The following is a 24,465-nucleotide window of genomic DNA, read 5'->3' on the forward strand; positions in this document are numbered from 1 at the left end:
TCACCTGCGCCGGTTGAGGGCGGCGGACACGAACGACGCGATGAGCGGACGGCGGTCGTGCTCGTTCCACGCGAGGACGAGCCGGCTCGGCGGCGCGTCGGTCACCGGGACGCAGACGACCCCGGCCGGGGCCGGATCGACCAGCGAGCGGGGCAGCACCCCGATCGTCCGGCCCACGCTGATCATGTGGAGCAGCTGGATCACGTCGGCGACCTCGGGACCGGTGCCGTCGCCTGCGGAAACGCCCTTCCAGCGCGGAAGCGTCTCGCCGTCCAGGTCGGCGGTGCGCACCGAGGCGCGCCCGGCCAGCCGGTGCCCGGCCGGGACGATGACCACCCGGTCCTCGGCGTGCAGCGTCTCGTGGGCCAGGCCGCCCAGATCATCGAACGGCGCGTAGAGCAGGCCGACGTCCGCGCGGCCGTCGCGGAGGAAGTCGGTGCGGTCGGCGGGCCCGCTGAACAGGATGTCCACCCGGCGGGCGTCGGGCTGGTGGGCGTACTCGGCCAGGATTCCCGACAGCAGCCCGGCGTCGCCGCCGGGCTTGATCACGAGCCGCAGATGGGCCTGCGGATCGGCGGCGCGACGCGCGCTGCGGACGGCCGCGGCGACGGCGTTGAGCGCGTGACGTCCGTGTTCTTGCAGCGCGGCCCCGGCGGGCGTCAGTTCGACGCGGCGGCTGGAGCGGACGAAAAGGGCCACGCCGAGCCGGTGCTCGATCCGCCGGATCGCCTTCGACAGCGCCGGCTGGGCGATGGAGAGCCGGACGGCGGCCCGCCCGAAATGCAGCTCGTCGGCGACCGCCATGAAGTACTCGATCTCGCGGGTCTCCAGCTCGGCCATGCCTCCAGGTTATCGCCGGAGATCGAACCGATCTTGGACAGACCGGCGCCCGCCGCCAAGAATCGTCACATGATCCAGCACACAATGATCGTCTCCTTCGACCAGGCGCCCCCGGAGGCCGAGCTCGACCAATACCTCGCGGACATCGAAAGGGTCATGCTCGACAGCGGCCTCGTCCGCGCCTTCGCGGCCCGGCGCCACCTGCCCGTCCCCGGCGAGGACGCCGTTCCCGCACTGATCGCGACCGCGATCGTGCAGGTCACCGTGGCCGACATGGACGCTCTGGCGGCGGCGTTCAGCGCGCCCGGCCTGCACGAGGTCATCGCCAAATGGCAGTCGCGGTACCCCTACAAGGTCGCCTGGGCGAACCACGAGCCGCTGCGATGAGCGGCGGTTCCCGAAAGGCGGCGCTGTCGGTCGACGGCGGCCGCCGCGCGTAAGGCCCTTTAGCCGAGCGCGGCGAACCGGGCCTCCACCTCCGACGGCGACAGTTCTCGCAGGGTGACCTGTGCTTTCAACGCCTCGTGCAACACCGGATACATATTGGTGGGCGACCATTGGGCGTTGACGGAACGTTCGTCCAGGAAAAGGGTCGGGACGCCGCCGATGACCGGGACCTCGGAGAACGCGGCCGAACCTGGAAAGAACAGCGCCGGAGCCGGGGCGCCGTCCTTGACGCCCGGATAGTGAAACCCGAAGCGCTGGTGGTCGATCAGGTTCCGGGCGGCCTGGCGCTCCTCTTCGGTCAGGCCGTCGTTCGTGGCGTACCGCACGGCGGCGGGATCGGTGGGTTCGGCCGCCAGATAGCCGGGACCGGCGTGCTGGAGCAGGGCGTCCTGCGCGAGCGCGAAGAAGTGGTACATGACGTTCCGCACGCCGGTCAGGCCGAGGAGGAAAGCGCGGCGGTTGCGCGGGTCGGCGAGGAGGATTTCCCGACCGTCCAGAAGCGAAAGCACCTCGCGGACGTAGTAGAGCGTTTCGTAGCGCCCCTCCAACTCGGCCACCAGTTCGACGACCTCGGAGTCGGCGCGCACGCGCTTTCTGGCCTGCTCGTCGCGGCTGAGCGTGGTCATCGCCGCGAGCAGGACGAACGGCAGCGTGTGGTGGGCCCGGACGAGGTCGGGTGCCCGCTCGAAGACCTCGTCCTCGGCCGCCGTTTCCGCCATGAGTTCGCGAGCCCGTAGCAGTTCGCTTTTCATGACGGGCAGGACGACCTCGGCCGCCCCGGCCGCCGAGCCGCCGCGCTCGACCATCGCCCCGCACAGGAAGGCGGCCATCCCGGCGCGGAACACGTCCCCGCTCTCCACCGGCGCGGCGAGTTCCGCGATGGCCGCGTCGGGACCGGTGACCCGCTGGAAGAACTCCTGGATCTCCGGCCGCGCGAACAGCTCCGTCCCGGCACGGCACTCGTGCAGATCGCTGGCCTGGGAGACGAATTCCGCAACAGACATCCGATCATGATAGGGCGGGCGGCACGAGCACAATTCATTCGGCCAGAGACGCATTCGCGCGCCCACGCCTCACCCTCTGATAATCAGCGGGCCCAGGCGACCCAGCCTTGAGCGACCCCGTCAGCGTAGGACGACCAGGTGTCCACAATCCGGAAGCCCGGCGGAACGTCAGGCCAGGTGGCAGCGGGGGCGGTCGACGCGCGCCAGCGAAGGATGACGAGATCGGCCTGACCGGGCGGACGGGCCGAGGCCGCGTCGAAGTCGATGACCTCGGTCCACCACACCTGGAACAGGAGCGGCACTCGCAAACCCCACGGCACGCCCTGGTCGATGGCGACGGCGCGGTACGTTCCCGCATCCCCGGCCCGTCCGATACCGGCGAAGTTCGCGGCGTCCCGGGCGGGTGGCCGGGCGATTCTGTAGCTGGACGTGGTCAGGACGGCCAGATTCAGTACCGCGAGCAACGCGACCGCCAGCGGAGCACCAGCCCGATGAATCCGGCGCGGAAACGCGTCCATTCCCCGGACGAGGAAGAGCACGGCCCCGAACAGAACAAGCGAGACCACAGTGGCGCGCCACAGATGAAACCGTTGCCAGTCACCCGTCAGCAGGTTCATCTCCAGGAAATCGAAGGCGATGTACTTGCTGGTGTGCAGCCGGTCGTCGGCATAGTCCATGACCGCCCAGCCAAGCGCGATGGCGAGCCCGAGAGCGACGGCGGCGCCTGTGACGAGTTCCTTGCCACGCGCCCGGAGCAAGGCCGCCAGTCCCGCGAGGAAGAGAACGGGAAGCAGGCAGGCCAGGTAGCGTCCGGTGACGAAGTTGCCCACCCGTTGTTCGTCGGGAAGGGCCGCCGAGGTGGCGACGGCGACACCGGCGACCGCCGCCAGAACCGCCAATGCGGTCCACCGCATGGGGAATGGGGTACCGCGCCGCACGGCGGCCGTAATGAGCGCCGTGAGGCCAAGACCGGCGATTCCCGCCGTGGCGACGATCTGATACCAGAGCTGGCCCGCGCTGAGGGAGAGCGTCCATCCGTACCCCTCGGCGTGGGTGAGCCGCCAGACCAGATTGCCTTCGAGGTCGTTGTCCCCGAGGGGGTACATCTGCGGCGGCCGATCGCCGGCCTGCCCGTCCGCGAAACAACATGACGAGCACCGTAGATGCCTGCACCGCCAGCAGGACGGTGCCGCGCGAGTGAACCGCGTAGGCATAGGCGGCCACCAGGCTCGCCCCGGCCGCGTACACCATTTTCTCGTCCCGTAGCCAGCGGTAGAGCAGCAGGACCCACCCGAGAAAGACGACAGGTAGAACGGCGTCCGTCAGAACGTAGAAGCCATAGAAGGCGGCGGCCGGGAGCAGCGCCGTCACGTGCGCGGCGGCGTACGACCAGCGCGCCGTGAGTCGCAGATCCAGCGCGGCGCGAAAGGCGAGCGGCAGGATGGCCGCGCTGATCAGCGCGTTGACGGCCATGCAGAGCCGATAGACCGTCTCCGGATCGTCGCTGAGCCAGTACGCCGGAGCCAGCAACAGCGGGTATCCACCGTGATAAACGGTGCTGTACGACAGATCAGCCGCTGGCGCCCGCCCGAGAGAATGCGGGCGGCTATCAGATAGCCGGTCTCGTCGGGATTGGCGGTGGGAGACGTCTGCTCCCCGGCCAGCCAGGGCCGCAGACCGACCTGCGCCAGCCAGCCGAGAAGAAGCATCACCCCTTGGCGGCGCCAGGAACCTCGGGGGCCTCGGGCATCGAATAAACCGAACCGTCGGCCCGCACGTAACGAACGGGCTATCGCGTCCCGGAACTAGGCTCTGGCCTGAGCGTGCCTCGCCGTTTCCGGGGAGTAGTGGCTCGGTCGATATTCATCGCAGATCAGCTTGCCATCTTCTTGATCGCGACCCGTCCGGTAAACCCGGAAACAAGCACGAGATGCCACGCTGAGCCGCGAAGAAACAATCACAAAAGCATCCATGCCCCGCCTACGGAAGTCGGATTCTCCGAGGGCGATATGCGGCTGACCTGAAATTCAACCCCAGTCCCCACCAAGTTCCGGCTAACCCGTATATCCCCCTGACCGCTTCACTTTTCAGCGGCACCGCCCCCGCGCCCGGGTGTCGCGCGGGATGACGGCGAGCCCGACCAGCGGGCGTCGACGAAGAAGACTGCAGGCCGAGCGAAAGCCTGCGTCAGCGCAATGCCGCCGTGCTGAACTGCGAGCCCGCCACATCGCTCGAGCGCAGCAACGGCGGCGAAAGCAGCCGCGCAGGCCCGCGGCGATAGAGGGCGGCGGGTCGGCCGATTTCCGGCGTGCGGTGCTCGCCGGTAGGACGTAGGAAGTCGTGTGCCCCGGTCACCTTGCGACGGAAGTTGCTGGGATCGAGCTTCAGACCCCAAACGACCTCGTAAACGCGCCGCAGCTCGGCGATGGTGAACGGTTCGGCACAGAACGCTGCGGCGACCGTGGTGTACTCGAGTTGGGACCGCGCCCGCTCCAGTCCCTCGCGCAGGATCACTGCGTGATCGAAAGCTAGCTCGATGTCCCCGTTCAAGGCCGTCATCACAGGCACCCACTCAGCGGCGCGGGCATCGGTGCCGGCGCGGGCGAGGGGCATGTCGGGCCCGAGGGCAAGGTAAGCCACGGTGATGACCCGTTCGCGTGGATCGCGATCCGGGTCGCTGTAGGCGCGGAGCTGCTCCAGATGCAGACGGCTGCCGTCTACCCCCGTCTCTTCATGGAGTTCTCGTAGCGCCGCTGCGTCCAGACGTTCCCTCTCGCGGATATATCCGCCTGGTAGTGCGGGCCGCCCCTCAAAGGGTTCCTGCCCGCGTTCTATGAGTAGTACCTGGAGCTGGTCGTCACGCACCGTGAAAATGACCAGGTCAACGGTCACTGCGACCTGTGCATGATCGCGCTTGCCGGATGAGTGGATCATTGCGCCTCTCCGTAAAAAGTCACATTGACCTTAACCTGTGCGCTGGTTAAGGTCAGAGCGACCTAAACGACTCGCGCGGGGGCGAAATGATCACTGGGTCGATCTCACTGGACGACACACGGGTGTCGCTGACCAAGCAGCCCAAGGGTCACGTCAACCACGACACTGCGGCGACCAGGCATCTGTGCGCGGGGACCTACCTCGACAGGGCGTTCCGCCGCAAGGTCCTGGAGCAGGTCTACAACGATCCGCATCACCGGGTTGCACCCTCCTACGGGTTCGACCTCGTCCCGGTCGTGCGGCATGCCTGGCGGTCTTGGCTGCTGGAATCCTTACAGCAGGCCGTCACCTGCCTCGTATTGACGATCGGATGGTTCTGCCTGGGCGGCCACGTCATCGTCGTGTTGCTGTGCTGGCTCGGACTCTTCTACTTCGCGCGCGCCGGTGCCGCCGCACTCCCGGACGCATTGAGGCTGAAAAGGCTGGAACTGATCGGCTGGCTGCTCAGACGGTCGGCGCGGGACATCTCAGAGATCAAGGATGAGCAGCGACTACAGGATCAGCTGTGGATGCTGCGGCTGCATTCCGCTCTCTGCCTGATCACGCTCGTGGTCGCCACGGTGTCTGCCGGCTGGACCGGACGGCCGCCGAGCGCCGCGATCAGTGCGGCGTTCATTCTCCTGCTGCCGATCGCGCTCGCGATCGTCGCGGCGGCGACACTGCGCCAGATCTCCCTCAATCAGATCGCGCGCGCACCGGTCCTGAGGAGCGGACGTCTCAGTCGACGACAGAAGATCATCAATTACCAGCAGTCCCACACTGTCGTGGTCTTCCAACGGCCTGATCCCAAAGCGGAAATGGAAGATTGGGAGGATTTCGATCCCTTCGACCGAGAGCGGACGATTTTTGTGGGCAGCGGTCAACTTGTTCACCGCTGGCTGCCGCCCCTGGTCATTCAGCTGCTGCGGCCTGGCTCGGAGAGCATGCGTGAGCGGGAGTACACCCGGCCCCCTTTCCGTACCGACGAACTCGTCGATCATCTGCGCGTCGCCATGCGCCGCGTCGCGGATCGTGAGGATCCGCGCAGGATCCGATTGACAGTATGCGACCGGGTCTTCATCGAAGAACTGGACGTCTCAGCAGAATGCGATCTGCTTTATGGGGCTCCGGGAGTCGCCCGGCTCAGACAGATCATTGATGACTCCCATCACGCGGCCCATCAGTTTCTGGAGATGCAGGTCACCACGGATGGAGAACTGGTCACCACGGTGTTCCTGCGCGCGGCGGTGCGCGGTCGCTCGCTCAGCCTCGATTTCGCTGCCTGTGCCCTGACGCGTACGCCGGCTGACTACCACGTCATCGACCACTACGGCGAGACCGGCGCCGGAGCGGTGGTGCGGGCGGCGCTGCGGGCCCTGTGGCGGCTCCCCGAGGAGGTCGGCCAGGTCGTGCGCCTGATCAGAGCGCCCTTGACCCTGGCGGGCGCCGCGCTGGCGCGCAAGGATCGCACGCTTGTTCCGCGGCGCCGCCTCCCGGTCGGCAGCCGCATCAGCATCCGCGAGGACAAGTCGCTGCCATGGAAGGAATCACGGTTCGATGAGATTCGCATACATGACGACATCAAGCTCGTCGAGCTGCGCCTACTCAAGGCGACCGAGGAATTCCTGGACGGACGAAAGGTCGACACCACGGCCTTCAAGCGAATGGCCAGCAACATCATCAACAACAGCGGTGTGCTCAACATGGGTGGACGGCTGGAGATGAAGAACTCGGCGGTCGGCTCCGGCTCCCGAGTTCAGGTCCAGATGCAAGCCCAGACGGGTGCATCACAACAGGGAGGTGTCTGATCATGCCGGAGAGCGTGCACAACGAGGGTATTGCCACGTTCGGTGGTTCGACCCAGTTCCAGCAGTCGGCGATAGGCCGAGGAGCGTCTGTCGAAGTGGCCGGCGCAACCGACAGGGCGGACGACGGCATCGACGTCAGACCCAGATGTGACGTAGGGATCATCACCATCCTCGCCGTGGAGGCCAGCGCCGTCCGCCTCGCCTTGGGGCTCCGGTCACAACGCAACGGAGGCCTGAACTTCGACCTGGGAGAAGTCGATATGGAAGGCCCCCACCCCGCACGGCTGGTGGCCACCAGGACGCTCAACCAGGGACAGCGGTCCACCGTCATCGCCTTCGACCACCTGCGCCGCCACTACGATCCCAAGGTGGTCGTGCTGGTCGGGATCGGTGGAGGAATCCACCGAAGGATCAGCATCGGCGACGTGGTGGAGGCGACCCGTGTCGCCTACTACGACCTGCGCAAGGAGATGCCGCAACAAACCCAGCGCCGAGGTGAGGAGAAGGAGGCACCGGCCGCCATCGGTCATGCCGTCAACGCCTTCTTCACCGACCACGGCGAACCTGCCCGTCTACCCATCGCCGACCCCGGCGGCACGTCGAGAACGCCCAAAATCCTGAACGGTCTTATAGGCTCGGGCGATGCGGTGATCGCCGACGGGGACTCGGAGATCATCAGCTACCTGTCCCGGTTCAATGACAAGATCCTCGCCGTTGACATGGAAGCCGGAGGGCTCAGCCAGGCCTGCCACGAACAGTCGGCGATCTCCAATCACCTTCAGGGCTGGATGGTCATTCGTGGTATATCCGACGACGCCGGTCCGGACAAGAACGATGACCACCAAGCCGTGGCGGCGTGGCATGCGGCCGTGACCCTCCGCCGAATACTCCCCTATCTGGTCTGATCGGGCGCCGTGGAACTTCGCGTCTCGCTTTCCGAACGCTCGACAGGCCGCTTTACCCAGATGCCGATCGCGTGAAGATCGGGGATCAGGGGGAATGGGGTGGGGCTGGGGGGAGGTGGACGGTCATGATGAGGTGGCAGGGGGTGGTGCCGGCGCCGCGGTAGGTGTGGGGGGTGTCGGCGTTGAAGGTGGCCGTCTGGCCTGCTTCGACGGGGTACTCGGTGCCGTCCACGACCAGGGTCATGGCGCCGGAGGTGACGCTGATGGTCTCGACGACTCCGGCCTGGTGGGGGTGGCTGGGGTAGTTCTCGCCGGGTTCGAGGTGCCAGCGCCAGACCTCGACGGGGCCGGGGGTGGACGTCGTCAGCATCAGGCGGGCCTCGCCGCCCTTCGGGCCCGTCCACAGGGGGGCGACGGAGTCGGCGGTGATGACGCGGACGCGGCCTTCGGGCCGGCCCTGCATGAGGTCGGACACCGAGACGCCGAGGGTGTCGGCGAGCCGGACGAGGGTGGCCAGGTTGGGGTTGCCCTGGGCCTTCTCCAGGGCGACGAGGGCGCCCTTGCTGACCTGGGCGCGCCGTCCGAGTTCTTCGAGGGACAGGCCCGCGCGCTGCCGGGCCGCGCGGACGTTGGCCGCGACGGTCCGCAGGGCCGCGGTCGGCTCGGTCACGTGGTCACCCCTCCGCACGGCCAGCCGGGCGATCGCCTGACGGCTCGGTCACTCTGGCATACAGCCTAGTCGTTCCGTTGCACCCGGTGACGGGGCCCTGAGCTGTGGGAACGGGCCATTTTCGAGGGCTTGCTACCCCCGGTCGGGGGTAGCCTTGCGCCGTCAAAAGTGTAGAAATACGCTCGGCTCCATGAGTCCTGCGCCGTTAGATCAGGATGATTCCCTCCTCACCAAGGAGGAGCTCCTCTGGCTGGAGGCCAAGGGGCAGACGCTGCACCGCTCGGGCGGGCACGTCTTCTTCCAGGAAGGGGAGGAGACGGACTTCGTCCTGCTGATCCGCAAGGGCCACGTCATGATCTCGGCGGGGCGGCCGAAGCGGATGATCGCCGTCCGGCGGGCGGGTGAGATCGTCGGGGAGATGGCGCCGCTGCGCCGCAAGCCCCGGTCGGCCACCGTGGAGGCGATCGACGAGGTCGAGGTGCTGCTCGTGTCCGCCGCCCGGTGGATCGAGTTCCTCCAGCGCCACCCCCGCGCGGCGCTGGCCCAGCTGGTGGCCAAGGACGAGCGGCTCGAACAGGCCACCCGCAAGATCGCCGAGTCGGAGCTGGCGGTGGAGCGGCGGCTGGCCCTCGCCCTGATCGAGCTGATCGAGAGCGGGCTCGGCCAGCACACCGGCGACGGGATCGTGCTGCGCGTCAGCCAGCGGGACCTCGCCGACTTCGCCGGGGCCTCGCTCGACTCCGTGAAGAAGATCATCCGGACGTTCAAGAGCGCCGCGATCGTCAGTGCCGCCCGGCAGCGGACGGTCGTCCGCGACCTGCCCGCGCTCGGTGCGATCGCCGCCGGGGAGCGGACGGCCTCGGCCTGATGGAGGAGCAAGGGTGACGCGCGCGGGCGGGAGTTGATCGACCGGGCCGAGCGCAAGGGAGGACGATGACGATGCCGTCCGCGACGACGGGACAGGCGATTCCCATACCCGAGCCGGGGTCCTTCCTCGCCATGCTCAGCGACTCCGAGCGCGACGCCCTGATCGCCCGCGGCTCGGTGGAGCACCGGGGCGCCGGCAAGACCATCTTCCGCGAGGGGGAGGACGGCACGTCCGTGCTGGTCCTGCTGTCCGGACGGGTGCGGGCGATCTCGGCGGACGGCAGCGGCACGATGACCACGCTGGGCCCGGGGTCGCTGTTCGGGGAACTGTCGGCCATCTGCGGGAAGCCCCGGTCGGCCACCGTCCTCGCGCTGGAGGACGCGCGGCTGCTGGCGCTGCCGGCGCAGGAGTACACGGCGTTCCTCGAAGCGGATTCAAAGATCGCGAACGCCCTGCTGAGGCGGTATATCGAACGCTCTCACATGATCGACGGCCTGCGCGGGAGTTGACGGCCGAGGGGCGCGGGTCCGGGCCCCATCAGGGATCGGCGGCCACGGGATTGTGCGCGTTTCCGGCGGGCAAACGGGCTCGCAAACGTCCGCCCGGAGCAGGAAAGGGACTTTTCGGCACCGGTGATAACCGCCGATTCAGGCAGGTCGCTAACGCGCTGGACCGGAAATACGTAGGATAATTCGGGACTGGTCCAGACCTCTTCGAGGAGTCGATCATGCCCTCTTCTGGCAGCCCAGGTGCGAACCAGCCGCCCCGCCTTCCCGAGAGCGCGCAGTCGCGCTTCCGGATCGATATCCCCTCGCCGGCGCGGACGTGGAACTACTGGCTGGGGGGCAAGGACAACTACGAGGTCGACCGGGTCGTCGGCGACTCCACGGCCCGGGTGAACCCCGAGTTGACCACGCTGGCGCGGGAGTCGCGGAAATTCCTGATCCGGGTGGTGCGGCACCTCGCGGCGCAGGAGGGGGTGCGCAACTTCCTGGACATCGGCGCCGGGCTGCCCACCGAGTCCAACACCCACCAGATCGCCCAGAGCACGGCTCCCGAGGCGCGCGTCGTATACGTCGACAACGACCCGATGGTTCTTTCGCATGCGCGTGCGCTCATGCGGGGGACGACGCCCGAGGGCGTCACCGACTATCTCGACGCCGATTATCACGAGCCTCAGCAGATCCTCGAAGAGGCGTCCAACGTCCTGAACTTCACGCAGCCGATCGCGGTGATGTTCATGGGGGTACTGGGGTTCTGCCAGGACTACGAGACCGCGAAGCGGATCGTCGCCGAAACCGTGGAGGGCGTGCCGCCGGGAAGCTTCCTGGTGGTGTGGGACTGCACCGACACGTCCGAGGAGGCCGTGCGCAGTACCGAGAACTACGCGAAGTCCGGGGCGCTGCCCTACATTCTGCGCAGCGTCGAGCAGATCGGCGGCTACTTCGGTGACCTGGAGAAGGTCGAGCCGGGGCTCGTCTCCATCACGCAATGGCGGCCCGACCCGGACCAGGGCGAGGGGCCCGAGCATGTCCACGGTTACGGAGCGGTGGCTCGAAAGCCCTGAGAAAGTCCTAAGGAAGCGCGGCGAGTTTCTTCTCCAGGAGCGTTCGTTCGCGGTCGTTGCCGCAGAGTGCGACGGCCCGTTCCAGTTCGGCGCGTGCCTCGTCGGTGCGTCCGAGACGGGTGAGCAGTTCGCCGCGGACGCTCGGCAGCAGGTGCGAGGTCGGGAGCGCGGCGGCCAGGCCGTCCACGATCGGGAGTGCGGCGGCCGGGCCGCGCGCCATCGAGACCGCCACCGCGCGGTTGAGATCGACCACCGGGGACGGCGCCAGGCGGCCCAGCGCCTCGTAGATCAGGACGATCCGCTCCCAGTCCGTCGCGTCGACCGAGGGGGCGAGCGCGTGGCACTCGGCGATGGCCGCCTGGAGGCCGAAGGCGCCGAGGCCGCGTCCGGCCTGCCGCGCGCGGGCGAGGGCGGCGCGTCCCCGGGCGATCGCGGGACGGTCCCACCGGCGCCGGTCCTGGTGTTCCAGCAGCACCGGCTCGCCGTCCGGGCCGATCCGGGCGGGGAAGCGCGCGGCGGTCAGTTCGAGCAGCGCCAGCAGGCCGCTGACCTCGGGTTCGTCCGGCATCAGGCGGGCCAGCACGCGCGCGAGACGCTGCGCCTCGCTCGCGAGGTCGAGCCGGATCAGGTCGCCGCCCGAGCTGGCCGACGAGCCCTCGGTGAAGATCAGGTAGATCACGCTGAGGACGGACCCGAGCCGTTCGGCGCGTTCGGCGGCGGGCGGCACCGCGAACGGGACGCGGGCCGCGCCGAGCGTCTTCTTCGCGCGGGTGATCCTGGCCTGCACGGTCGCGGTCGGCACGAGGAACGCCTGCGCGATCTCGTCGCTGGTCAGGCCGCCGACGACGCGCAGCGTGAGCGCCACCCGCGCCTCCCGCGACAGGACTGGATGGCACGAGACGAACATCAGCGCGAGCACGTCGTCGTCGATCTGGTCCGGGTCCCACAGGAGGTCGTCGTCCGGGGCGTCGCCGCCCTCGCCCAGGTCGTGGGCGAGGGCGGCGTACCGGTCGTCCAGGGCGGAGCGCCGCCGGTACAGGTCGATCGCGCGGCGCCGCCCGACCGTGAGCAGCCATCCCGCGGGGTTGCGGGGGACGCCGTCGCGCGGCCAGGTCACCAGCGCCTCGGCCAGCGCCTCCTGGGCCAGGTCCTCGGCCAGCCCGAAGTCGCCGGTGTAGCGCGCGAGCGCGCCGACGATCCGGGCCGACTCGATCCGCCAGACGGCGGCGACGGCGTCACGTCCGGTCGGGTCGGTCATCCTCTCCTCCGGCCAGGTCGGTCGTACGCTCTCACAGCTGGCCGGTGGACTCCCGCCACGCCCGCTCCTTCTTGATCCACTCGTTGTCCTGCGGGAACTCGTCGATCGTGGTGACCCGGCGGACCTCGGTCTTGAGGCCGGGGCCGGTGAGCGGCGAGCGCCTCGCCCACTCGACCGCCTCCTCCTTCGACGCCACGTTGAGGATGTAGAACCCGCCGAACAGCTCCTTGGTCTCGCCGTAGGGGCCGTCGGTGACGACGGGCGGCTCGGACGAGTAGTCCACCACGACGCCCTCGGACGCGTCGCCCAGCCCCTCCGCCGCGACCAGCACGCCCGCGCGGATGAGCTCCTGGTTGTACCGGCCGACGGTCTCGATCATCTGCTCGAAGTCGGCGTCGGCGAACGCGGCGAACGCCTCGTCGGTGGCGCGCATGATCAGCATGTACTTCATGGTTCCGTCTCCCTGGTCGGTGGGCCCCTCGCGGGCCCTGTCCCCCCTAGGTCGAGCGGGGAACGTCGCCGATCGACACGTCCGACCGACTTCTTCCAAAAATTTTCGGCGCCGTGGAGGTGCAACGCGAACGGCCGGGACGGGGTTCATGGGGCGTCGCGCCGATCAGGGCGCGCACCGATGAGAGGAACCTCCCGTGGATTTGCAGCTCAACGGCCGTGTGGCGATCGTCACCGGCGCCTCGAAGGGAATCGGCCTCGCCGTCGTCCGGACGCTGCTGAACGAGGGCGCGCGCGTCGTCGCCGTCTCCCGCAAGTCCGGCGCCGACCTGGACGCGCTCGCCGGGCCGAACCTGCTGCACGTGCCCGCCGATCTCATGGACCCGGCCGCGCCCGCGGCGGTGGTGGAACGTGCCGTCGAGGTGTTCGGCGGGCTGGACGTGCTGGTCAACAACGCGGGAGGCCCGCCGCCCGGGGCGGCGCTGCCGCGGTTCGGTTTCCTCCCGCTGACCGACGACGACTGGCGCGCGATGTATGAGTTCAACCTTTTCGCCGTCGTCCGGATGGTGCGCGCCGCGCTCCCGCACCTGCTGAAGAGCGACGCGGCGGCGATCGTGAACGTCTCGTCGGGCAACGCGCGGCACCCGGCGCCGATGAACTTCGACTACAACTCCGCCAAGGCCGCGCTGAACAACCTGACCAAGGGGCTGTCGGAGGAGTTCGGGCCGCAGGGCGTCCGGGTGAACACGGTGTCGCCCGGCCCGGTCCGGACGGCGTGGTGGACGGAGGAGGGCGGCGCCGCCGACGTCCTCGCGGGCGTCACCGGGTCCGACCGCGAGGCGGTGATGGACAGCGTCGCGCCCCAGATGATGAGCCTGACCACGGGCCGTCTCGCGCTTCCGCAGGAGGTCGCGGACGTGGTCGCGCTGCTGGCCTCCCCGCGTTCGGCGAGCACGACGGGCGCCGACTTCGCGGTCGACTCGGGGTTCCTCAAGGAGCTGTGACCCCCCCGCATGCCCGTGCCGGGCGTGGCCCCGGCACGGGCATCGCTATAACCAACGCTTATCAACTCCAGCAGATCTATCTCTTGGACTTCTGGCATCGGCAGTCCCCAAGATGGAGGGGTAAGGCAACCGAATCGTCCGGGGGGACTCGATGACCACGCACGACACACTCGCCGCCAAGATCCAGGGCCCGGTCTTCGAGCCCGGTGACGACGGCTACGACGACGAGCGGACCGGTGTCCAACTCAACGGCCCGCACCGTCCGGACGTCATCGTCGGGGCCCTGGACGCGGCGGACGTGCGCGCCGCCGTCGAGTACGCCGCCGCCCACGCCCTGCCGGTCGCCGTCCAGAACACCGGGCACGGCCTCCCCCAAGGCATGGACGGCGGCCTACTCGTCAGCACCCGCAGGATGACCGGCGTGCGCGTCGACCCGGACGCCCGCACGGCGTCGATCGAGGCGGGCGCGCGGTGGAGCGACGTCGTCCCGGAGGCCGCGGCCCACGGGCTGGCGCCGCTGAGCGGGTCCGCGCCGGGGGTCGGCGCGGTCTCCTACGTGCTCGGCGGCGGGGTCGGGCTGATGTCGCGCGCGTTCGGCAACGCCGCCGACCACGTCCGTTCGCTGGACGTCGTCACCGCCGACGCCCAGCTCCGGAACGTGACCCCGGACGCTGACCCCGACCTGTTCTGGGCGCTGCTCGGCGGCCGCGCGAACTTCGGCATCGTGACACGCCTGGAAATCGGGCTGCTGCCGGTGACGCGCCTGTACGGAGGCGGGCTCTTCTTCGACACGGCGCAGATCCCGGAGATCCTGGAGACGTGGCGGACGTGGTCGGCCACCGTCCCGGACGCGATGACCTCGTCGATCGCGATGATGCCCGTCCCCGACGCTCCGGTGTTTCCGGCGCCGTTGCGCGGACGGCGCGTCGCGCACGTCCGGATCGCCTACCTCGGCGACGCCGCCGAGGGCGAGAGCCTCATCGCACCTCTCCGCGCGGTCGGCCCCCGCCTCATCGACGCCGTCGCGGACATGCCCTATACCGAATCGGGGACCATCCACAACGAGCCGCCGATCCCGATGGCGTACCGGGCGACGAACCTCACGGTGGACGAACTCGGCGCGGACACCGCCCGCACCCTGCTCGACCTGGCCGACGACCGCACGATCGTGGAGATCCGGCAGCTCGGCGGCGCCCTCAAGGCCGCCCCACCGCACCCGACCGCCGTCGGCAACCGCGACGCCGCGTACCTGATCGGCGTCCTGACCAAGGGCGATGGAGGCGCCGTCCACGACAAGGCGGAGAAGGCGCTGGCCAAGGCGTCGTCCGGACGGCTCCTCAACTTCCTCTTCGGCGCCGCCGCCACGCCCGAGCGGGTGCGCGAGGCGTTCGACGCGTCCACCTACCAGCGGCTTCGCGAGCTGAAGGCCGTCCACGACCCGGCCAACCTGTTCCGGCTGAACCACAACATCCCGCCCGCGACCTGACGCCCCAGTCAGTCCTGCCTGCCGTAGAGGTACAGGGCGAGCGGCGCGCACACGGCGGTGAGCACGGCGGTCGCGACGAGGGACCAGGCGAGCGCGCCGCCGGTCCCGCCGTCGCCGTTCATCAGCCCCCGGGCGGCGGTCGCGACGTGGCTGAGCGGGTTGACCTCGACGAACGCCTGGAGCCAGGCGGGCATCGTCGCGGGCTCGACGAAGATGTTGCTGGCGAACGACAGCGGCATCAGCACGACGTTGGCGACGCTGATCACCACGGCCGGGTCGCGGACGAGCAGCGCGACCGCCGCCCACAGCAGCGACAGGGCGAGCCCGAAGGCGACGACGAGGGCTACCGCGGCGAGCACGCCGAGCGGGCCGCCGTCCGGCCGGTACCCCATGGCCAGCCCGAGCCCTACCACGATCGCGGACGCGAACAGGTAGCGCGCGGCGTCGCTGAGCAGCCCGCCGACGACGAAGGCACCGCGCCAGACCGAGAGCGAGCGGAAGCGATCGAAGGCCCCGGTGGTCACGTCCTGGGCGAGCCGGGCGCCGCCGTACATCGTGACGATCGCGATGCTCATGCTGAGCACGCCGGGCAGCAGCACCCTCAGGTACGCGCCGGGCGAGCCGCTGACGGCGCCGCCGAACAGGTAGGTGAACAGCACCGTGAACAGGACCGGGATCGCGATCGAGTCCACGAGCTGCTTGGGATCGTGCTTGATCTTGAGCATGGCGCGGCGGCCGAAGACCGCGGACGCGGTGAACGCCCCCACCCGGCGGCGCGGCCGCCCGATGCCCAGCACGGCGTCGACGGGGATGGTCATGCGTGCACGCCCTCCTCGATCGTGGACGGCCGCCCGGTCAGCGCGAGGAACGCCTCGTCCAGGCTGGGCTGCCCGACGGTGACCTCGGCGACGCCCACCCGCGCGTCGGCGAGCCGGGTCAGGGCGTGCCCGACCAGCCGTCCCACGTCGTCGGCGGACGTCGCGAGCAGCACGGACAACGCGAGCGGATCACCGGCGAGACGAACCGTCTCGCCAACGGCCCCGGCCAGGATCTCCCGCGCCGCCGGACGCTGCGCGCCGTCCAGCAGCCGAAGGTGCAGCGTGCCCGACCCGACCCGCGATCTGAGCTGCGCGCCGGTGCCCTCGGCGACGATCCGCCCATGGTCGATGACCGCGATCCGGTCGGCGATCTGGTCGGCCTCCTCCAGATACTGGGTGGTGAGCAGCACCGTGGTACCCGCGCCCGCGATCCGGCGGACCAGTTCCCACACCCGGCTCCGGGCCCGCGGGTCGAGCCCGGTCGTCGGCTCGTCCAGGAAGAGCAGGTCGGGGGGCACGACGAGGCTGGCGGCGATGTCCAGGCGGCGGCGCATCCCGCCCGAATAGCCGCCCACCGGGCGTCCGGCCGCGTCCGCCAGCTGGAAACCGGCGAGCAACTCCTCGGCGCGCCGCCTGCTCTCGGCGCGGGACAGGCCGTGCAGCCGTCCGAAGACGACCAGGTTCTCGTGCCCGGTCAGATCCTCGTCCAGCGCGGCGAACTGGCCGGTCACCGCCACCCGCGCCCGGACCGCGTCCCGCTCGCCGACCACGTCGTGGCCGAGGACCCGCGCGGTGCCGCCGTCGGGCCGCGTCAACGTCGCCAGCACCCGGATCGTGGTCGTCTTCCCCGCGCCGTTCGGGCCGAGGAAGCCGAACACCTGGCCGCGCCGGACGGTGAGGTCGATCCCGTCCAGCGCCCGGTGGCCGCCGTAGACCTTGACCAGCCCGCGCGCCTCGATCGCGAGGCCGTCGTTCTTTGACATGCTGTAAGAGTTAGCTATCTCTTACAGCATGTCAAGCTTGTGCCAGGACGGATATCATCGCGGGGATGGCCGAGAAGACCGACACCGCCGCGCCCGCACGCCCCCGGCGTTCCGACGCCAGGCGCAGCATCGACGCCATCCTCGACGCGGCCCGGACCGTGCTCGGCGAACGATTCGACGCGGGCATGGAGGAAATCGCCACCAAGGCGAACGTCTCCCGCCAGACCGTCTACGCGCACTTCCCCTCGCGCGACGCCCTCATTGCCGCGCTCATCGAGCGCGCCGCCGCGGAGTACTCGGCGCTGCTCGACGCCGCCGACCTCGACACGGCCCCGCCCGCCGAGGCGCTCGCGCGGTTCCTCGACGCGGGCTGGCGCTTCCTGCGCCGCTACCCCCTGCTGCTCGACCCCACCGCGACCTGGGTGCCCCGGCCCGAGGCCAACGACCCGCACGAGGTCGTCCCGCCGCGCCTCGAACGGCTCATCCGGCGAGGCCAGTGCGCGGGCGCCTTCGAGGATTCGCTGCCCGCCGGATGGCTCGCCGCCGCCGTCATCGGCCTCCAGCACACGGCCGCGGCGGAGATCACCGCCGGACGCGCCACCGCCCCCGACGCGGCGGCCCTGTGCCTGGAGAGCGCCCTGCGCCTCTGCCGCGCCGACGGCGCCGGCGGATCGGCTTCGCGTTGAGGACGGCGTGCCGTCCGCCGTTTACGAAACGGGCTCCAGCACGAAGATGGGGAACTCGCGGTCGGACTTCTCCGCGTATTCGGCGTACAGCGAATACGCGGCGACCGCGCGCTTCCACCACTCGGCCTTCTCGTCCCCGGTGACCTCACGGGCCGTCATGTCCTGGCGGACCGGACCGTCCTGGAGCTCCACCCGCGGCTCCGCCTTGAGGTTGAAGTACCAGACCGGATGCTTCGGGGCGCCGCCCTGCGAGGCCACGACCGCGTACCGGCCCTCGTGCTCCACGCGCATCAGCGGGGTCTTGCGGAGCTTGCCACTTTTCGCGCCGCGCGTCGTGAGGATGATGACGGGGAGGCCCGTGTCCATGAGCGTCGTTCCCTGGGTGCCGCCCGAACTCTCGTACAGCTCGACCTGTTCGCGCACCCACTGCGCCGGACTCGGCTCGTACTCACCCTCGAGAGGCATCGCGTTCACTCCACCGTCGCGGCCGGAATTCCTTGCGCATTCCAACACAAGCACCGCGCGACTTCAATGACCCGTCCAGCGCGGGCCCCGGCGCGGCCGGTCAGTCGTCGCGGGACGCCGTGATCTCCGCCGCGTTGGCGCGGATCCATTGCAGCAGGGGGTCCAGGGCCGCCGCCGCGCCGCGTCCGAGGTCGGTGACCGAGTACGTCACCGGGGGCGGCTGCCCGGTGCCGACCTGGCGGTGCACGAGGCCGTCCTGCTGGAGTGCGCGGAGCGTGGCCGCGAGGCTCTTGTCGCTGATGCCCTCGACGACCGTGCGCAGCTCGTGATAGCGGCGCGGCCGGGCCAGCAACGCCGTGAGGACCAGGATCGTCCAGCGGCCGGCGAGGTGCCCCAGGATCTCGCGCGCCGGGCAGTCCTTGTGGAACACGTCACCCATCGCACCCCTCCCGAGCCTGCGGGCTGCGCGCTCACCCGCGGGTGAGGAGCACACCGCGCGGTGAGCGCCTTCCGCCGCACTCGCGCTCTCCTTAGGTTAGTGACCTGCTCACGACCGAGGAGGAAGCGTGCCACCGATCACTCTCGTCACCGGAGCCGCCCGTGGGCTGGGGGCGTCCATCGCGCGGCGGCTCGGCACGCGCGGGCACCACGTGATCGTCAACTACCGGAGCAGCGCCGCCGAGGCGGCCGGGATCGTGCGCGACATCGAGGACGCGGGCGGCAGCGCGTCGAGCGCGGGGGCCGACGTCACCGACCCGTCCGCCGTCGACGGTCTGGTGTCCGGCATCCTCGCCGCCCACGGACGGATCGACGCGGTCGTCGTCAACGCCAACACGGCCCCGCCGCCGTTCGCCGCCCTGGCCGACCTCTCGTGGACGGACTTCGCCGCCAAGGTCACCGGGGAACTGGCCGGCGCCTTCCACATCACCAAGCGCGTCCTCGCGCCGATGCGGGCGCAGGGCGCGGGCCGGATCGTCTACATGGGCAGCACCGCCGCGGACTACGTCGGCGGAGGACGGCTCGCCCACGGCACGGCGAAGTCCGCCCTGGCCACCTTCGCCCGCCACGTCGCCGCCGAGACCGCGCGGGACGGCGTCAGCGTGCTCGTCGTGGCGCCCGGCGCGGTGCGGACACCGGCCACGGCCGCGATCATGGACGGCGAGCGCGGCGCCGTCCTCGCCCGGGAGTCCGTGCTGGGCCGGGTGCTCGAACCCGAGGACGTCGCCGCCGCGGTCGCGCTCGCCGCCGACCCCGCCCTCCACGCCGCCACCGGCACGACCCTCCGGGTGGACGGCGGCTGGTCGGTCCTCGTCGGCGGCCCGTCCAGCTGAGGTTCAGGAGAAGTCGGCCGCGTGGTCGAGCGTCCACTGCCGGTAGGTCCGGCCCGGGTGCCCGGCGATACGCCGGACCACGTCGTTGACCTCTGCGGGCTTGCCGACGGCCTCGGCCATCAGGGCGAACAGGGCGTCGAGGAACGCGCCGTCCATGAACCGGGCCATCTGCTCCTTGGTCGGCTCGGGGTTGAGGTCCTCCACGACGAGCGGGCGGCCGAGCGTCCCGGCGAGGATCGCGACCTGGTCGGCCTGGGTGAGGGCCTCGGGCCCGGTCAGGTCGTAGACCTGACCGTTGTGGCCGTCGTCGACCAGGGTGCGGACGGCGACGTCGGCGACGTCGCGCTCGTGAATCGCGCTGAAGGACGCCCGGGTGTAGGGCGCGCGGACGACGTCGCCCCCCCGGAGCTGCATGCCGAAGGTGAGCGAGTTGATGGCCGGGAACAGCAGCCGCAGGAACGTGTGCTCCATGCCGGACTCGGCGATGAGCCTCTCGACGCCCGCGTGGTAGGCGGCGATGACGTCCGGCTGCTCGTCCGCGCCGTCGACTACGGCGCCCGAGGACAGGAACACGATCCGCCGCACACCGGCCTTGGCGGCCGCCTCGATCAGGTCGGTCGCGTCCATCCCGTATTGCAGGACGAGGAACACGGCGGTCACACCGTCGAGCGCGGCGGGGAGCGTCTCGGGCACGGTCAGGTCGGCCTGGACGACCTCGACGCCCTCGGGCAGCGCGGCCTTGCCGGGGGTGCGGGTGAGCGCGCGGACGGCGTGGCCCTCGGCGTGCAGGGCCTCGACGGTCTGGCGGCCGAAATGGGCGGTGGCGCCGATGACGAGGTACATGCGGGGCTCCTTCGATAGTCGCTGGTCAACTGCCTGCACACTATCAGAACGGAATACTTCGTTCCAATAAATGGCGCCCCATGTGTGCGGCGTCACAGCGGCAATCCGGCCGCCGTTGAAATATTTGCCTGCGCAGACAGTTTTACTGAGCATCGGCGCCGGTCGACAGGGGGTTGGATCCGCCCCCACTCGAAGTCCCTACGGCAGAAGAGGTAAGACGATGGCTCGCACACCGCTCTCCCCGGACAACAGCGCGATCGTCCTGATCGACCACGCGGTCGGCTTCGCGAACCTGATCGGACCCAAGACCGTCGAGGAGAACGTCAGCGGCGCGGTCGCGCTGGCGAAGATCGCCAAGGTCTTCGACGTGCCGATGGTCGTCACCAACGGGTACGACGACGCGCCGTCCGGCCCGCTGTACCCGGAGCTCGCCGAGGTCCTCGGCGACCACCCCGTCGTCCACCGCAGTGAGGGGTTCGACGCCTTCTACGACGAGCGCTTCGCCGCCGCGATCGAGGCGACCGGACGGCGGAAGCTGATCATGGCGGGTATCCAGACCGACGTCTGCCTGGCGTTCACCGCCCTGACCGCGCTCGACCGCGGCCACGAGGTGTACGCGGTGGTGGACGCCTCGGCCGCGACCACCAAGGAGACCCACGACACCGCCATCATGCGGCTGGTCCAGGCCGGGGTGGTCCCGGTGAACTGGTTGGCCGTCGGCTCCGAGCTCCAGCGCTCCTGGACGGAGGAGAAGACCGCGCCGGGCTTCGCCAAGGTGATCTTCGAGCACCTCGGATCGTGGCGGCACCAGCACGCCTACACGGACAGCATCCGCGAGCACGCGACCAAGTAGCAGGAGGGACGCGGCGGCCGGTGGCCTGCCACCGGCCGTCCGGCCCGCAGGCTACGAATCTCTGCGGAAGCGCAAGAGGAACAGACCGAGTCCGGCGCCCGCGAACTGGAACGACGCGATCGCCAGGACGAGCCCGACCGCACCCACCGCGTCCGCCGAGACGGCGGTCAGGCCCGCGCCCACCGCCGACGCGGCGATCTTGAGGCTGCCCGCGGTGGTGTTGACCTGCCCGAGGCGGTCCGGCGGCGACTCGCGCTGGCGCAGCATCAGGGTCGCCGCGAACACCGGCCCCTCGAACATCCCCGCCACCGCGAACGCCGCCATCGCCCACGGGACGGACGGCACCACCGCCAGCGACGCCAGCGCCGCCCCGAACGCGACCAGCCCGACCAGCATCACCGGCTCGGCGTGTTTGGGCCGCAGCCACCGGCTGGAGGCCAGGGACCCCGCGAGCGACCCGACCGCCATCGCCACCAGCAGCCGTCCGCCCGCGCTCGGCTCCGCGCCGACGTGCTCGGCGAGCAGGACGGCCGTCACCGCGACCCCGCCGAACCCGAGCCACGCCAGCGTCGTCGCGGTCGTCAGCGCCCGCAGCACCCGCCCCTCGGCGAGCACCGAGAACCCGCCCATCACGAACCCGGACACCTTCTGCCCTGCGCCCCCCGAGGCCCCGGGGAAGGGCAGCAACGGCAGGGTCAGCATCCCGAGGATGCCGCTCGCCACGATCGCGAGCCCCGCGTACTGGCCCCCCATCGCCCCGGCGAGCGCCGCCGCGAGCCCGGGCCCCGCGATCGCCGCGAGGTTGAAGCTGGACGCCTCCAGCCCGTACGCGCGGGAGAGCCGCTCCGCGGGCACGAAACGCGGCAGCAGGCTCGTCAACGCCACCACCACCGGCTCGGTGCAGCCGATCACCGCCGCGACGCACAACGCCAGCACCAGCGGCGAACGCCCCGCCAGGAGCAGCAGCGCCGCCGTCGCGACCGCGTATCCGGCCGCCATCGCGACCGCGACCCGCCGGGGCCGCGCCACCCGGTCCACCACGTTCCCGATCACCGGACCGCTCAGCACGTACGGCAGCGTCATCGCCGCCTGGAGGTAGCCGGCGGTCGCGGCGTCCCCCGTCCGGGCCTGGACGGTGAGCACCAGCGCGGTCGCCACACCCTCGGCGGAAACACGCAGCAACGTCGCCGCCGTCAGGTGCAGGGGGAGCCCGGCGCTCTTGCCGATCACCCCGAGATCGTGCCACAGGACCGGCGACCTAGACTTTTACATGTGACGGAGACGACTGCGCACGAACACAATGTCACCAGCGAGGTCGGACGGCTGCGGACCGTCATCCTGCACCGCCCCGGCGCGGAGCTGAAACGGCTCACGCCCCGCAACAGCGACAAGCTGCTGTTCGACGCCATCCCCTGGGTGGGACGCGCCCAGGAGGAGCACGACGCGTTCGCCGAGGCCCTCCGCGGCCACGACGTCGAGGTCCTCTACGTCACCGAACTCCTCCAGGACGCCCTCGAATACGAGGGCGCCCGCGAACAGGCGATCACCGAGGTCACCGCCGACCCGCGCCTCGGCGACCAGCTCCGCCGCGTCCTGGACGGCTACCTGCGCGACCAGGACCCCGAGCACCTCGCGCACACCCTGATCGCCGGGCTCGCCCACGAGGAGCTGAAGTCGGGCCACGGCCTCGTCTACCGCCTCATGGACCGCCTGGACTTCATCGTCGACCCGCTCCCCGGCCTGCTGTTCACCCGCGACAACAGCACCTGGATCGGCGACCGCGTCGCCGTGACCAGCCTCGCGATGGAGGCCCGCCGCCGCGAGTCCGCCCTGACCGGCCTGATCTACGCCCACCACCCGCGCTTCGCGGGCGTCGAGCCCATCTACACCGCCGACCTCGAACACCTCGAAGGCGGCGACGTCCTGCTCCTGTGCCCCGGCGTGATCGCCGTCGGCACCGGCGAACGCACCACCCCGGCGGGCGTCGAACGCCTCGCCCGCCAGGTCATCGGCGCGGGCCTCGCCCACACCGTCCTGGCCGTCCCCATCGCGCAGGAACGTGCCACGATGCACCTCGACACCGTCTGCACGATGGTGGACGTCGACACCCTCGTCATGTACCCGCCGCTCGCCCACTCCCTGACCGCCTACACGGTCACGCTGGAAGGCGGCGACCTCCGCGTCGGCGGCTCCCGCCCCTTCCTGGAGGCCGCCGCCGAGGCGATGTCACTCGACCGCCTCAAACTCATCGACACCGGCCTCGACCCGGTCACCGCCGAACGCGAACAATGGGACGACGGCAACAACACCCTCGCCGTGGCCCCCCGCCTCTGCGTCGCCTACGAACGCAACATCGAGACCAACGCCCAACTGGAGGCGTCCGGCATCGAGGTCATCCGCATCACCGGCAGCGAACTGGGCACAGGCCGAGGCGGCCCCCGCTGCATGTCCTGTCCTGTATTGAGGGCGTAGCCCTCGGCGTCAGGCGCTGGAGCCGTGTTCATTGCGTAGCCCTCGGCGTCAGGCGCTGGAGCGCCTTCCTTCAACGGGCTACGCGGCGATCGCTGCATCGCTCCGAACTCGCCTGGCGGCTCGCTGCGCGATCAGATTCTCGCTTCGCTCGAATCTGCCTTCGGACGCGATCGCGGCGCCTGAGGTTGTCGCGGGCTGGGGCGGTGGCTGAGGTAGGCGCGCCCGACGGTGACGGCTTATGACTCGCGGACTTCGCTTCCGTCCTCCGGACGGAGGACGACCGTCCTGAGGGCGTCGCGTAGCTGGTCGGCGGCCTGCAGGGTCAGCGGGGCGAGGAGTTCGCGCTCGGCGGCGCGGCTGGCCTCGACGGCCAGGCGGAGGGTCTCCCGCCCGGCCTCGGTCAGCTCGACCACGTTGCGCCGCCGGTCCTCCGCGTGTGGACGGCGCGCCACGATTCCCTTGCGTTCCAGCGCGTCCAGCATCGCGACCATCGTCGTGCGGTCGATCCCGAGCCGCTTCGCCGCCTGCTGCTGAGAGCCCGGCTCGTGCCCGGCCAGGGCGAGCAGGATTCCGAGATCCCGCCCGTCGATGCCGTACGGCGCCAACGCACTCGTGTTCAGCTCGACCATCCGATGCTGCGCGTGCTTGAGCAGATAACCCAGGGTGCTGCTCACCTCGGGCACCGACCCCTCACCACTGGACACCCCCCAACTCTATCGCTAGCCTGATTGTCA

26 protein-coding genes are annotated in these 24,465 nt (G+C 70.2%); 12 read left to right on the forward strand and 14 right to left on the reverse strand.

Features of this window, described 5'->3' with window-relative positions:
• On the reverse strand, positions 1-840 hold the full coding sequence (locus K2F47_RS36545) for a LysR family transcriptional regulator (protein ID WP_242910791.1): 840 nt from the start codon (positions 838-840) through the stop codon (positions 1-3).
• Between the two features lie 69 nt (positions 841-909).
• On the opposite strand from K2F47_RS36545, the gene K2F47_RS36550 reads away from it, so the two are divergent.
• Complete coding sequence (locus tag K2F47_RS36550) at positions 910-1,227, forward strand: hypothetical protein (protein WP_242910792.1); 318 nt, start codon at positions 910-912, stop codon at positions 1,225-1,227.
• A 59-nt stretch (positions 1,228-1,286) separates the two neighbouring features.
• Here K2F47_RS36550 and K2F47_RS36555 read toward each other — a convergent pair whose 3' ends face one another.
• The 3 genes from K2F47_RS36555 to K2F47_RS36565 all read right to left on the reverse strand — a co-directional run bounded on the left by K2F47_RS36555 (position 1,287) and on the right by K2F47_RS36565 (position 5,225).
• Positions 1,287-2,291: a hypothetical protein gene (locus K2F47_RS36555; RefSeq protein ID WP_242910793.1), complete on the reverse strand. Its 1,005-nt coding sequence runs from the start codon at positions 2,289-2,291 to the stop codon at positions 1,287-1,289.
• Between the two features lie 83 nt (positions 2,292-2,374).
• A complete protein-coding gene (locus tag K2F47_RS36560) occupies positions 2,375-3,397 on the reverse strand; it encodes a hypothetical protein (protein WP_242910794.1) in 1,023 nt (340 codons plus the stop codon).
• A gap of 1,081 nt (positions 3,398-4,478) precedes the next feature.
• Positions 4,479-5,225, reverse strand: a complete 747-nt coding sequence (locus K2F47_RS36565; protein ID WP_242910795.1) for an NUDIX hydrolase — start codon at positions 5,223-5,225, stop codon at positions 4,479-4,481.
• A 122-nt stretch (positions 5,226-5,347) separates the two neighbouring features.
• On the opposite strand from K2F47_RS36565, the gene K2F47_RS36570 reads away from it, so the two are divergent.
• Both K2F47_RS36570 and K2F47_RS36575 read left to right on the forward strand, forming a co-directional pair.
• Complete coding sequence (locus tag K2F47_RS36570; RefSeq protein ID WP_242910796.1) at positions 5,348-7,072, forward strand: AbeC-like domain-containing protein; 1,725 nt, start codon at positions 5,348-5,350, stop codon at positions 7,070-7,072.
• Between the two features lie 2 nt (positions 7,073-7,074).
• Positions 7,075-7,977, forward strand: coding sequence for a 5'-methylthioadenosine/S-adenosylhomocysteine nucleosidase family protein (locus K2F47_RS36575; RefSeq protein ID WP_242910797.1), 903 nt, complete (start codon positions 7,075-7,077; stop codon positions 7,975-7,977).
• Positions 7,978-8,062: 85 nt separating this feature from the next.
• Here the strand turns inward: K2F47_RS36575 and K2F47_RS36580 are convergent, their stop codons facing one another.
• Positions 8,063-8,647, reverse strand: coding sequence for a helix-turn-helix domain-containing protein (locus K2F47_RS36580; protein ID WP_242910798.1), 585 nt, complete (start codon positions 8,645-8,647; stop codon positions 8,063-8,065).
• Between the two features lie 190 nt (positions 8,648-8,837).
• Here K2F47_RS36580 and K2F47_RS36585 point away from each other — a divergent pair, with 190 nt between their 5' ends.
• From K2F47_RS36585 to K2F47_RS36595, 3 genes are all read left to right on the forward strand, one after another.
• Complete coding sequence (locus K2F47_RS36585; protein ID WP_242910799.1) at positions 8,838-9,515, forward strand: Crp/Fnr family transcriptional regulator; 678 nt, start codon at positions 8,838-8,840, stop codon at positions 9,513-9,515.
• A 65-nt stretch (positions 9,516-9,580) separates the two neighbouring features.
• Positions 9,581-10,024, forward strand: coding sequence for a cyclic nucleotide-binding domain-containing protein (locus K2F47_RS36590; RefSeq protein WP_242910800.1), 444 nt, complete (start codon positions 9,581-9,583; stop codon positions 10,022-10,024).
• A gap of 218 nt (positions 10,025-10,242) precedes the next feature.
• Positions 10,243-11,082 carry an SAM-dependent methyltransferase gene (locus K2F47_RS36595; RefSeq protein WP_242910801.1) on the forward strand — a complete coding sequence of 280 codons (840 nt, stop codon included), beginning with the start codon at positions 10,243-10,245 and terminating at the stop codon, positions 11,080-11,082.
• Between the two features lie 7 nt (positions 11,083-11,089).
• On the opposite strand, the gene K2F47_RS36600 is transcribed toward K2F47_RS36595, so the two are convergent.
• The gene (locus K2F47_RS36600) at positions 11,090-12,340 is read right to left on the reverse strand and encodes an RNA polymerase sigma factor (protein WP_242910802.1); all 1,251 of its coding nucleotides are present in this window, start codon (positions 12,338-12,340) and stop codon (positions 11,090-11,092) included.
• Positions 12,341-12,371: 31 nt separating this feature from the next.
• Entirely contained in the window at positions 12,372-12,791 is a 420-nt protein-coding gene (locus K2F47_RS36605; RefSeq protein WP_242910803.1) for a YciI family protein, read from the reverse strand.
• 196 nt (positions 12,792-12,987) lie between these two features.
• Here K2F47_RS36605 and K2F47_RS36610 point away from each other — a divergent pair, with 196 nt between their 5' ends.
• Both K2F47_RS36610 and K2F47_RS36615 read left to right on the forward strand, forming a co-directional pair.
• Positions 12,988-13,794: an SDR family NAD(P)-dependent oxidoreductase gene (locus K2F47_RS36610; RefSeq protein ID WP_242910804.1), complete on the forward strand. Its 807-nt coding sequence runs from the start codon at positions 12,988-12,990 to the stop codon at positions 13,792-13,794.
• A gap of 151 nt (positions 13,795-13,945) precedes the next feature.
• Positions 13,946-15,280: an FAD-binding oxidoreductase gene (locus tag K2F47_RS36615; protein ID WP_242910805.1), complete on the forward strand. Its 1,335-nt coding sequence runs from the start codon at positions 13,946-13,948 to the stop codon at positions 15,278-15,280.
• Between the two features lie 8 nt (positions 15,281-15,288).
• Here the strand turns inward: K2F47_RS36615 and K2F47_RS36620 are convergent, their stop codons facing one another.
• On the reverse strand, positions 15,289-16,098 hold the full coding sequence (locus tag K2F47_RS36620; RefSeq protein WP_242910806.1) for an ABC transporter permease: 810 nt from the start codon (positions 16,096-16,098) through the stop codon (positions 15,289-15,291).
• A complete protein-coding gene (locus K2F47_RS36625) occupies positions 16,095-17,081 on the reverse strand; it encodes an ATP-binding cassette domain-containing protein (RefSeq protein ID WP_242910807.1) in 987 nt (328 codons plus the stop codon). Before K2F47_RS36625 ends, K2F47_RS36620 begins: the two co-directional genes overlap by 4 nt.
• Before the next feature lie 65 nt (positions 17,082-17,146).
• Here K2F47_RS36625 and K2F47_RS36630 point away from each other — a divergent pair, with 65 nt between their 5' ends.
• The gene (locus K2F47_RS36630) at positions 17,147-17,767 is read left to right on the forward strand and encodes a TetR/AcrR family transcriptional regulator (RefSeq protein ID WP_242910808.1); all 621 of its coding nucleotides are present in this window, start codon (positions 17,147-17,149) and stop codon (positions 17,765-17,767) included.
• A 21-nt stretch (positions 17,768-17,788) separates the two neighbouring features.
• Here the strand turns inward: K2F47_RS36630 and K2F47_RS36635 are convergent, their stop codons facing one another.
• Together K2F47_RS36635 and K2F47_RS36640 are read right to left on the reverse strand one after the other, a co-directional pair.
• On the reverse strand, positions 17,789-18,232 hold the full coding sequence (locus K2F47_RS36635; protein WP_242910809.1) for a nitroreductase family deazaflavin-dependent oxidoreductase: 444 nt from the start codon (positions 18,230-18,232) through the stop codon (positions 17,789-17,791).
• Between the two features lie 100 nt (positions 18,233-18,332).
• Positions 18,333-18,671 carry a winged helix-turn-helix transcriptional regulator gene (locus K2F47_RS36640; RefSeq protein ID WP_242910810.1) on the reverse strand — a complete coding sequence of 113 codons (339 nt, stop codon included), beginning with the start codon at positions 18,669-18,671 and terminating at the stop codon, positions 18,333-18,335.
• A gap of 127 nt (positions 18,672-18,798) precedes the next feature.
• Between K2F47_RS36640 and K2F47_RS36645 the strand changes: the two genes are divergently transcribed.
• Positions 18,799-19,563: an SDR family oxidoreductase gene (locus K2F47_RS36645; RefSeq protein WP_242910811.1), complete on the forward strand. Its 765-nt coding sequence runs from the start codon at positions 18,799-18,801 to the stop codon at positions 19,561-19,563.
• 3 nt (positions 19,564-19,566) lie between these two features.
• Here the strand turns inward: K2F47_RS36645 and K2F47_RS36650 are convergent, their stop codons facing one another.
• Positions 19,567-20,406 (reverse strand): NAD(P)H-binding protein, encoded by an 840-nt coding sequence (locus K2F47_RS36650; RefSeq protein WP_242910813.1) that lies wholly within the window; start codon positions 20,404-20,406, stop codon positions 19,567-19,569.
• Positions 20,407-20,626: 220 nt separating this feature from the next.
• On the opposite strand from K2F47_RS36650, the gene K2F47_RS36655 reads away from it, so the two are divergent.
• Positions 20,627-21,259, forward strand: coding sequence for an isochorismatase family protein (locus K2F47_RS36655; RefSeq protein WP_242910814.1), 633 nt, complete (start codon positions 20,627-20,629; stop codon positions 21,257-21,259).
• Between the two features lie 51 nt (positions 21,260-21,310).
• Here K2F47_RS36655 and K2F47_RS36660 read toward each other — a convergent pair whose 3' ends face one another.
• Positions 21,311-22,489, reverse strand: a complete 1,179-nt coding sequence (locus tag K2F47_RS36660) for an MFS transporter (RefSeq protein WP_242910815.1) — start codon at positions 22,487-22,489, stop codon at positions 21,311-21,313.
• Positions 22,490-22,531: 42 nt separating this feature from the next.
• Between K2F47_RS36660 and K2F47_RS36665 the strand changes: the two genes are divergently transcribed.
• On the forward strand, positions 22,532-23,731 hold the full coding sequence (locus K2F47_RS36665) for an arginine deiminase (RefSeq protein ID WP_242910816.1): 1,200 nt from the start codon (positions 22,532-22,534) through the stop codon (positions 23,729-23,731).
• Between the two features lie 236 nt (positions 23,732-23,967).
• Here the strand turns inward: K2F47_RS36665 and K2F47_RS36670 are convergent, their stop codons facing one another.
• Positions 23,968-24,435 (reverse strand): MarR family winged helix-turn-helix transcriptional regulator, encoded by a 468-nt coding sequence (locus K2F47_RS36670; RefSeq protein WP_242910817.1) that lies wholly within the window; start codon positions 24,433-24,435, stop codon positions 23,968-23,970.
• Between the last annotated feature and the right edge of the window lie 30 nt (positions 24,436-24,465).

Source organism: Actinomadura terrae (assembly GCF_022751215.1).
Lineage (GTDB): Bacteria > Actinomycetota > Actinomycetes > Streptosporangiales > Streptosporangiaceae > Spirillospora > Spirillospora terrae.

What these genes read in the sequence shown, in the direction of transcription:
- K2F47_RS36545 (WP_242910791.1), bottom strand. Translation starts at nt 840, where the DNA reads ATGGCCGAGCTGGAGACCCGCGAGATCGAGTACTTCATGGCGGTCGCC.
- K2F47_RS36550 (WP_242910792.1), top strand. Translation starts at nt 910, where the DNA reads ATGATCCAGCACACAATGATCGTCTCCTTCGACCAGGCGCCCCCGGAG.
- K2F47_RS36555 (WP_242910793.1), bottom strand. Translation starts at nt 2,291, where the DNA reads ATGTCTGTTGCGGAATTCGTCTCCCAGGCCAGCGATCTGCACGAGTGC.
- K2F47_RS36560 (WP_242910794.1), bottom strand. Translation starts at nt 3,397, where the DNA reads ATGTACCCCCTCGGGGACAACGACCTCGAAGGCAATCTGGTCTGGCGG.
- K2F47_RS36565 (WP_242910795.1), bottom strand. Translation starts at nt 5,225, where the DNA reads ATGATCCACTCATCCGGCAAGCGCGATCATGCACAGGTCGCAGTGACC.
- K2F47_RS36575 (WP_242910797.1), top strand. Translation starts at nt 7,075, where the DNA reads ATGCCGGAGAGCGTGCACAACGAGGGTATTGCCACGTTCGGTGGTTCG.
- K2F47_RS36585 (WP_242910799.1), top strand. Translation starts at nt 8,838, where the DNA reads ATGAGTCCTGCGCCGTTAGATCAGGATGATTCCCTCCTCACCAAGGAG.
- K2F47_RS36590 (WP_242910800.1), top strand. Translation starts at nt 9,581, where the DNA reads ATGACGATGCCGTCCGCGACGACGGGACAGGCGATTCCCATACCCGAG.
- K2F47_RS36595 (WP_242910801.1), top strand. Translation starts at nt 10,243, where the DNA reads ATGCCCTCTTCTGGCAGCCCAGGTGCGAACCAGCCGCCCCGCCTTCCC.
- K2F47_RS36600 (WP_242910802.1), bottom strand. Translation starts at nt 12,340, where the DNA reads ATGACCGACCCGACCGGACGTGACGCCGTCGCCGCCGTCTGGCGGATC.
- K2F47_RS36605 (WP_242910803.1), bottom strand. Translation starts at nt 12,791, where the DNA reads ATGAAGTACATGCTGATCATGCGCGCCACCGACGAGGCGTTCGCCGCG.
- K2F47_RS36615 (WP_242910805.1), top strand. Translation starts at nt 13,946, where the DNA reads ATGACCACGCACGACACACTCGCCGCCAAGATCCAGGGCCCGGTCTTC.
- K2F47_RS36620 (WP_242910806.1), bottom strand. Translation starts at nt 16,098, where the DNA reads ATGACCATCCCCGTCGACGCCGTGCTGGGCATCGGGCGGCCGCGCCGC.
- K2F47_RS36625 (WP_242910807.1), bottom strand. Translation starts at nt 17,081, where the DNA reads ATGTCAAAGAACGACGGCCTCGCGATCGAGGCGCGCGGGCTGGTCAAG.
- K2F47_RS36630 (WP_242910808.1), top strand. Translation starts at nt 17,147, where the DNA reads ATGGCCGAGAAGACCGACACCGCCGCGCCCGCACGCCCCCGGCGTTCC.
- K2F47_RS36635 (WP_242910809.1), bottom strand. Translation starts at nt 18,232, where the DNA reads ATGCCTCTCGAGGGTGAGTACGAGCCGAGTCCGGCGCAGTGGGTGCGC.
- K2F47_RS36640 (WP_242910810.1), bottom strand. Translation starts at nt 18,671, where the DNA reads ATGGGTGACGTGTTCCACAAGGACTGCCCGGCGCGCGAGATCCTGGGG.
- K2F47_RS36650 (WP_242910813.1), bottom strand. Translation starts at nt 20,406, where the DNA reads ATGTACCTCGTCATCGGCGCCACCGCCCATTTCGGCCGCCAGACCGTC.
- K2F47_RS36655 (WP_242910814.1), top strand. Translation starts at nt 20,627, where the DNA reads ATGGCTCGCACACCGCTCTCCCCGGACAACAGCGCGATCGTCCTGATC.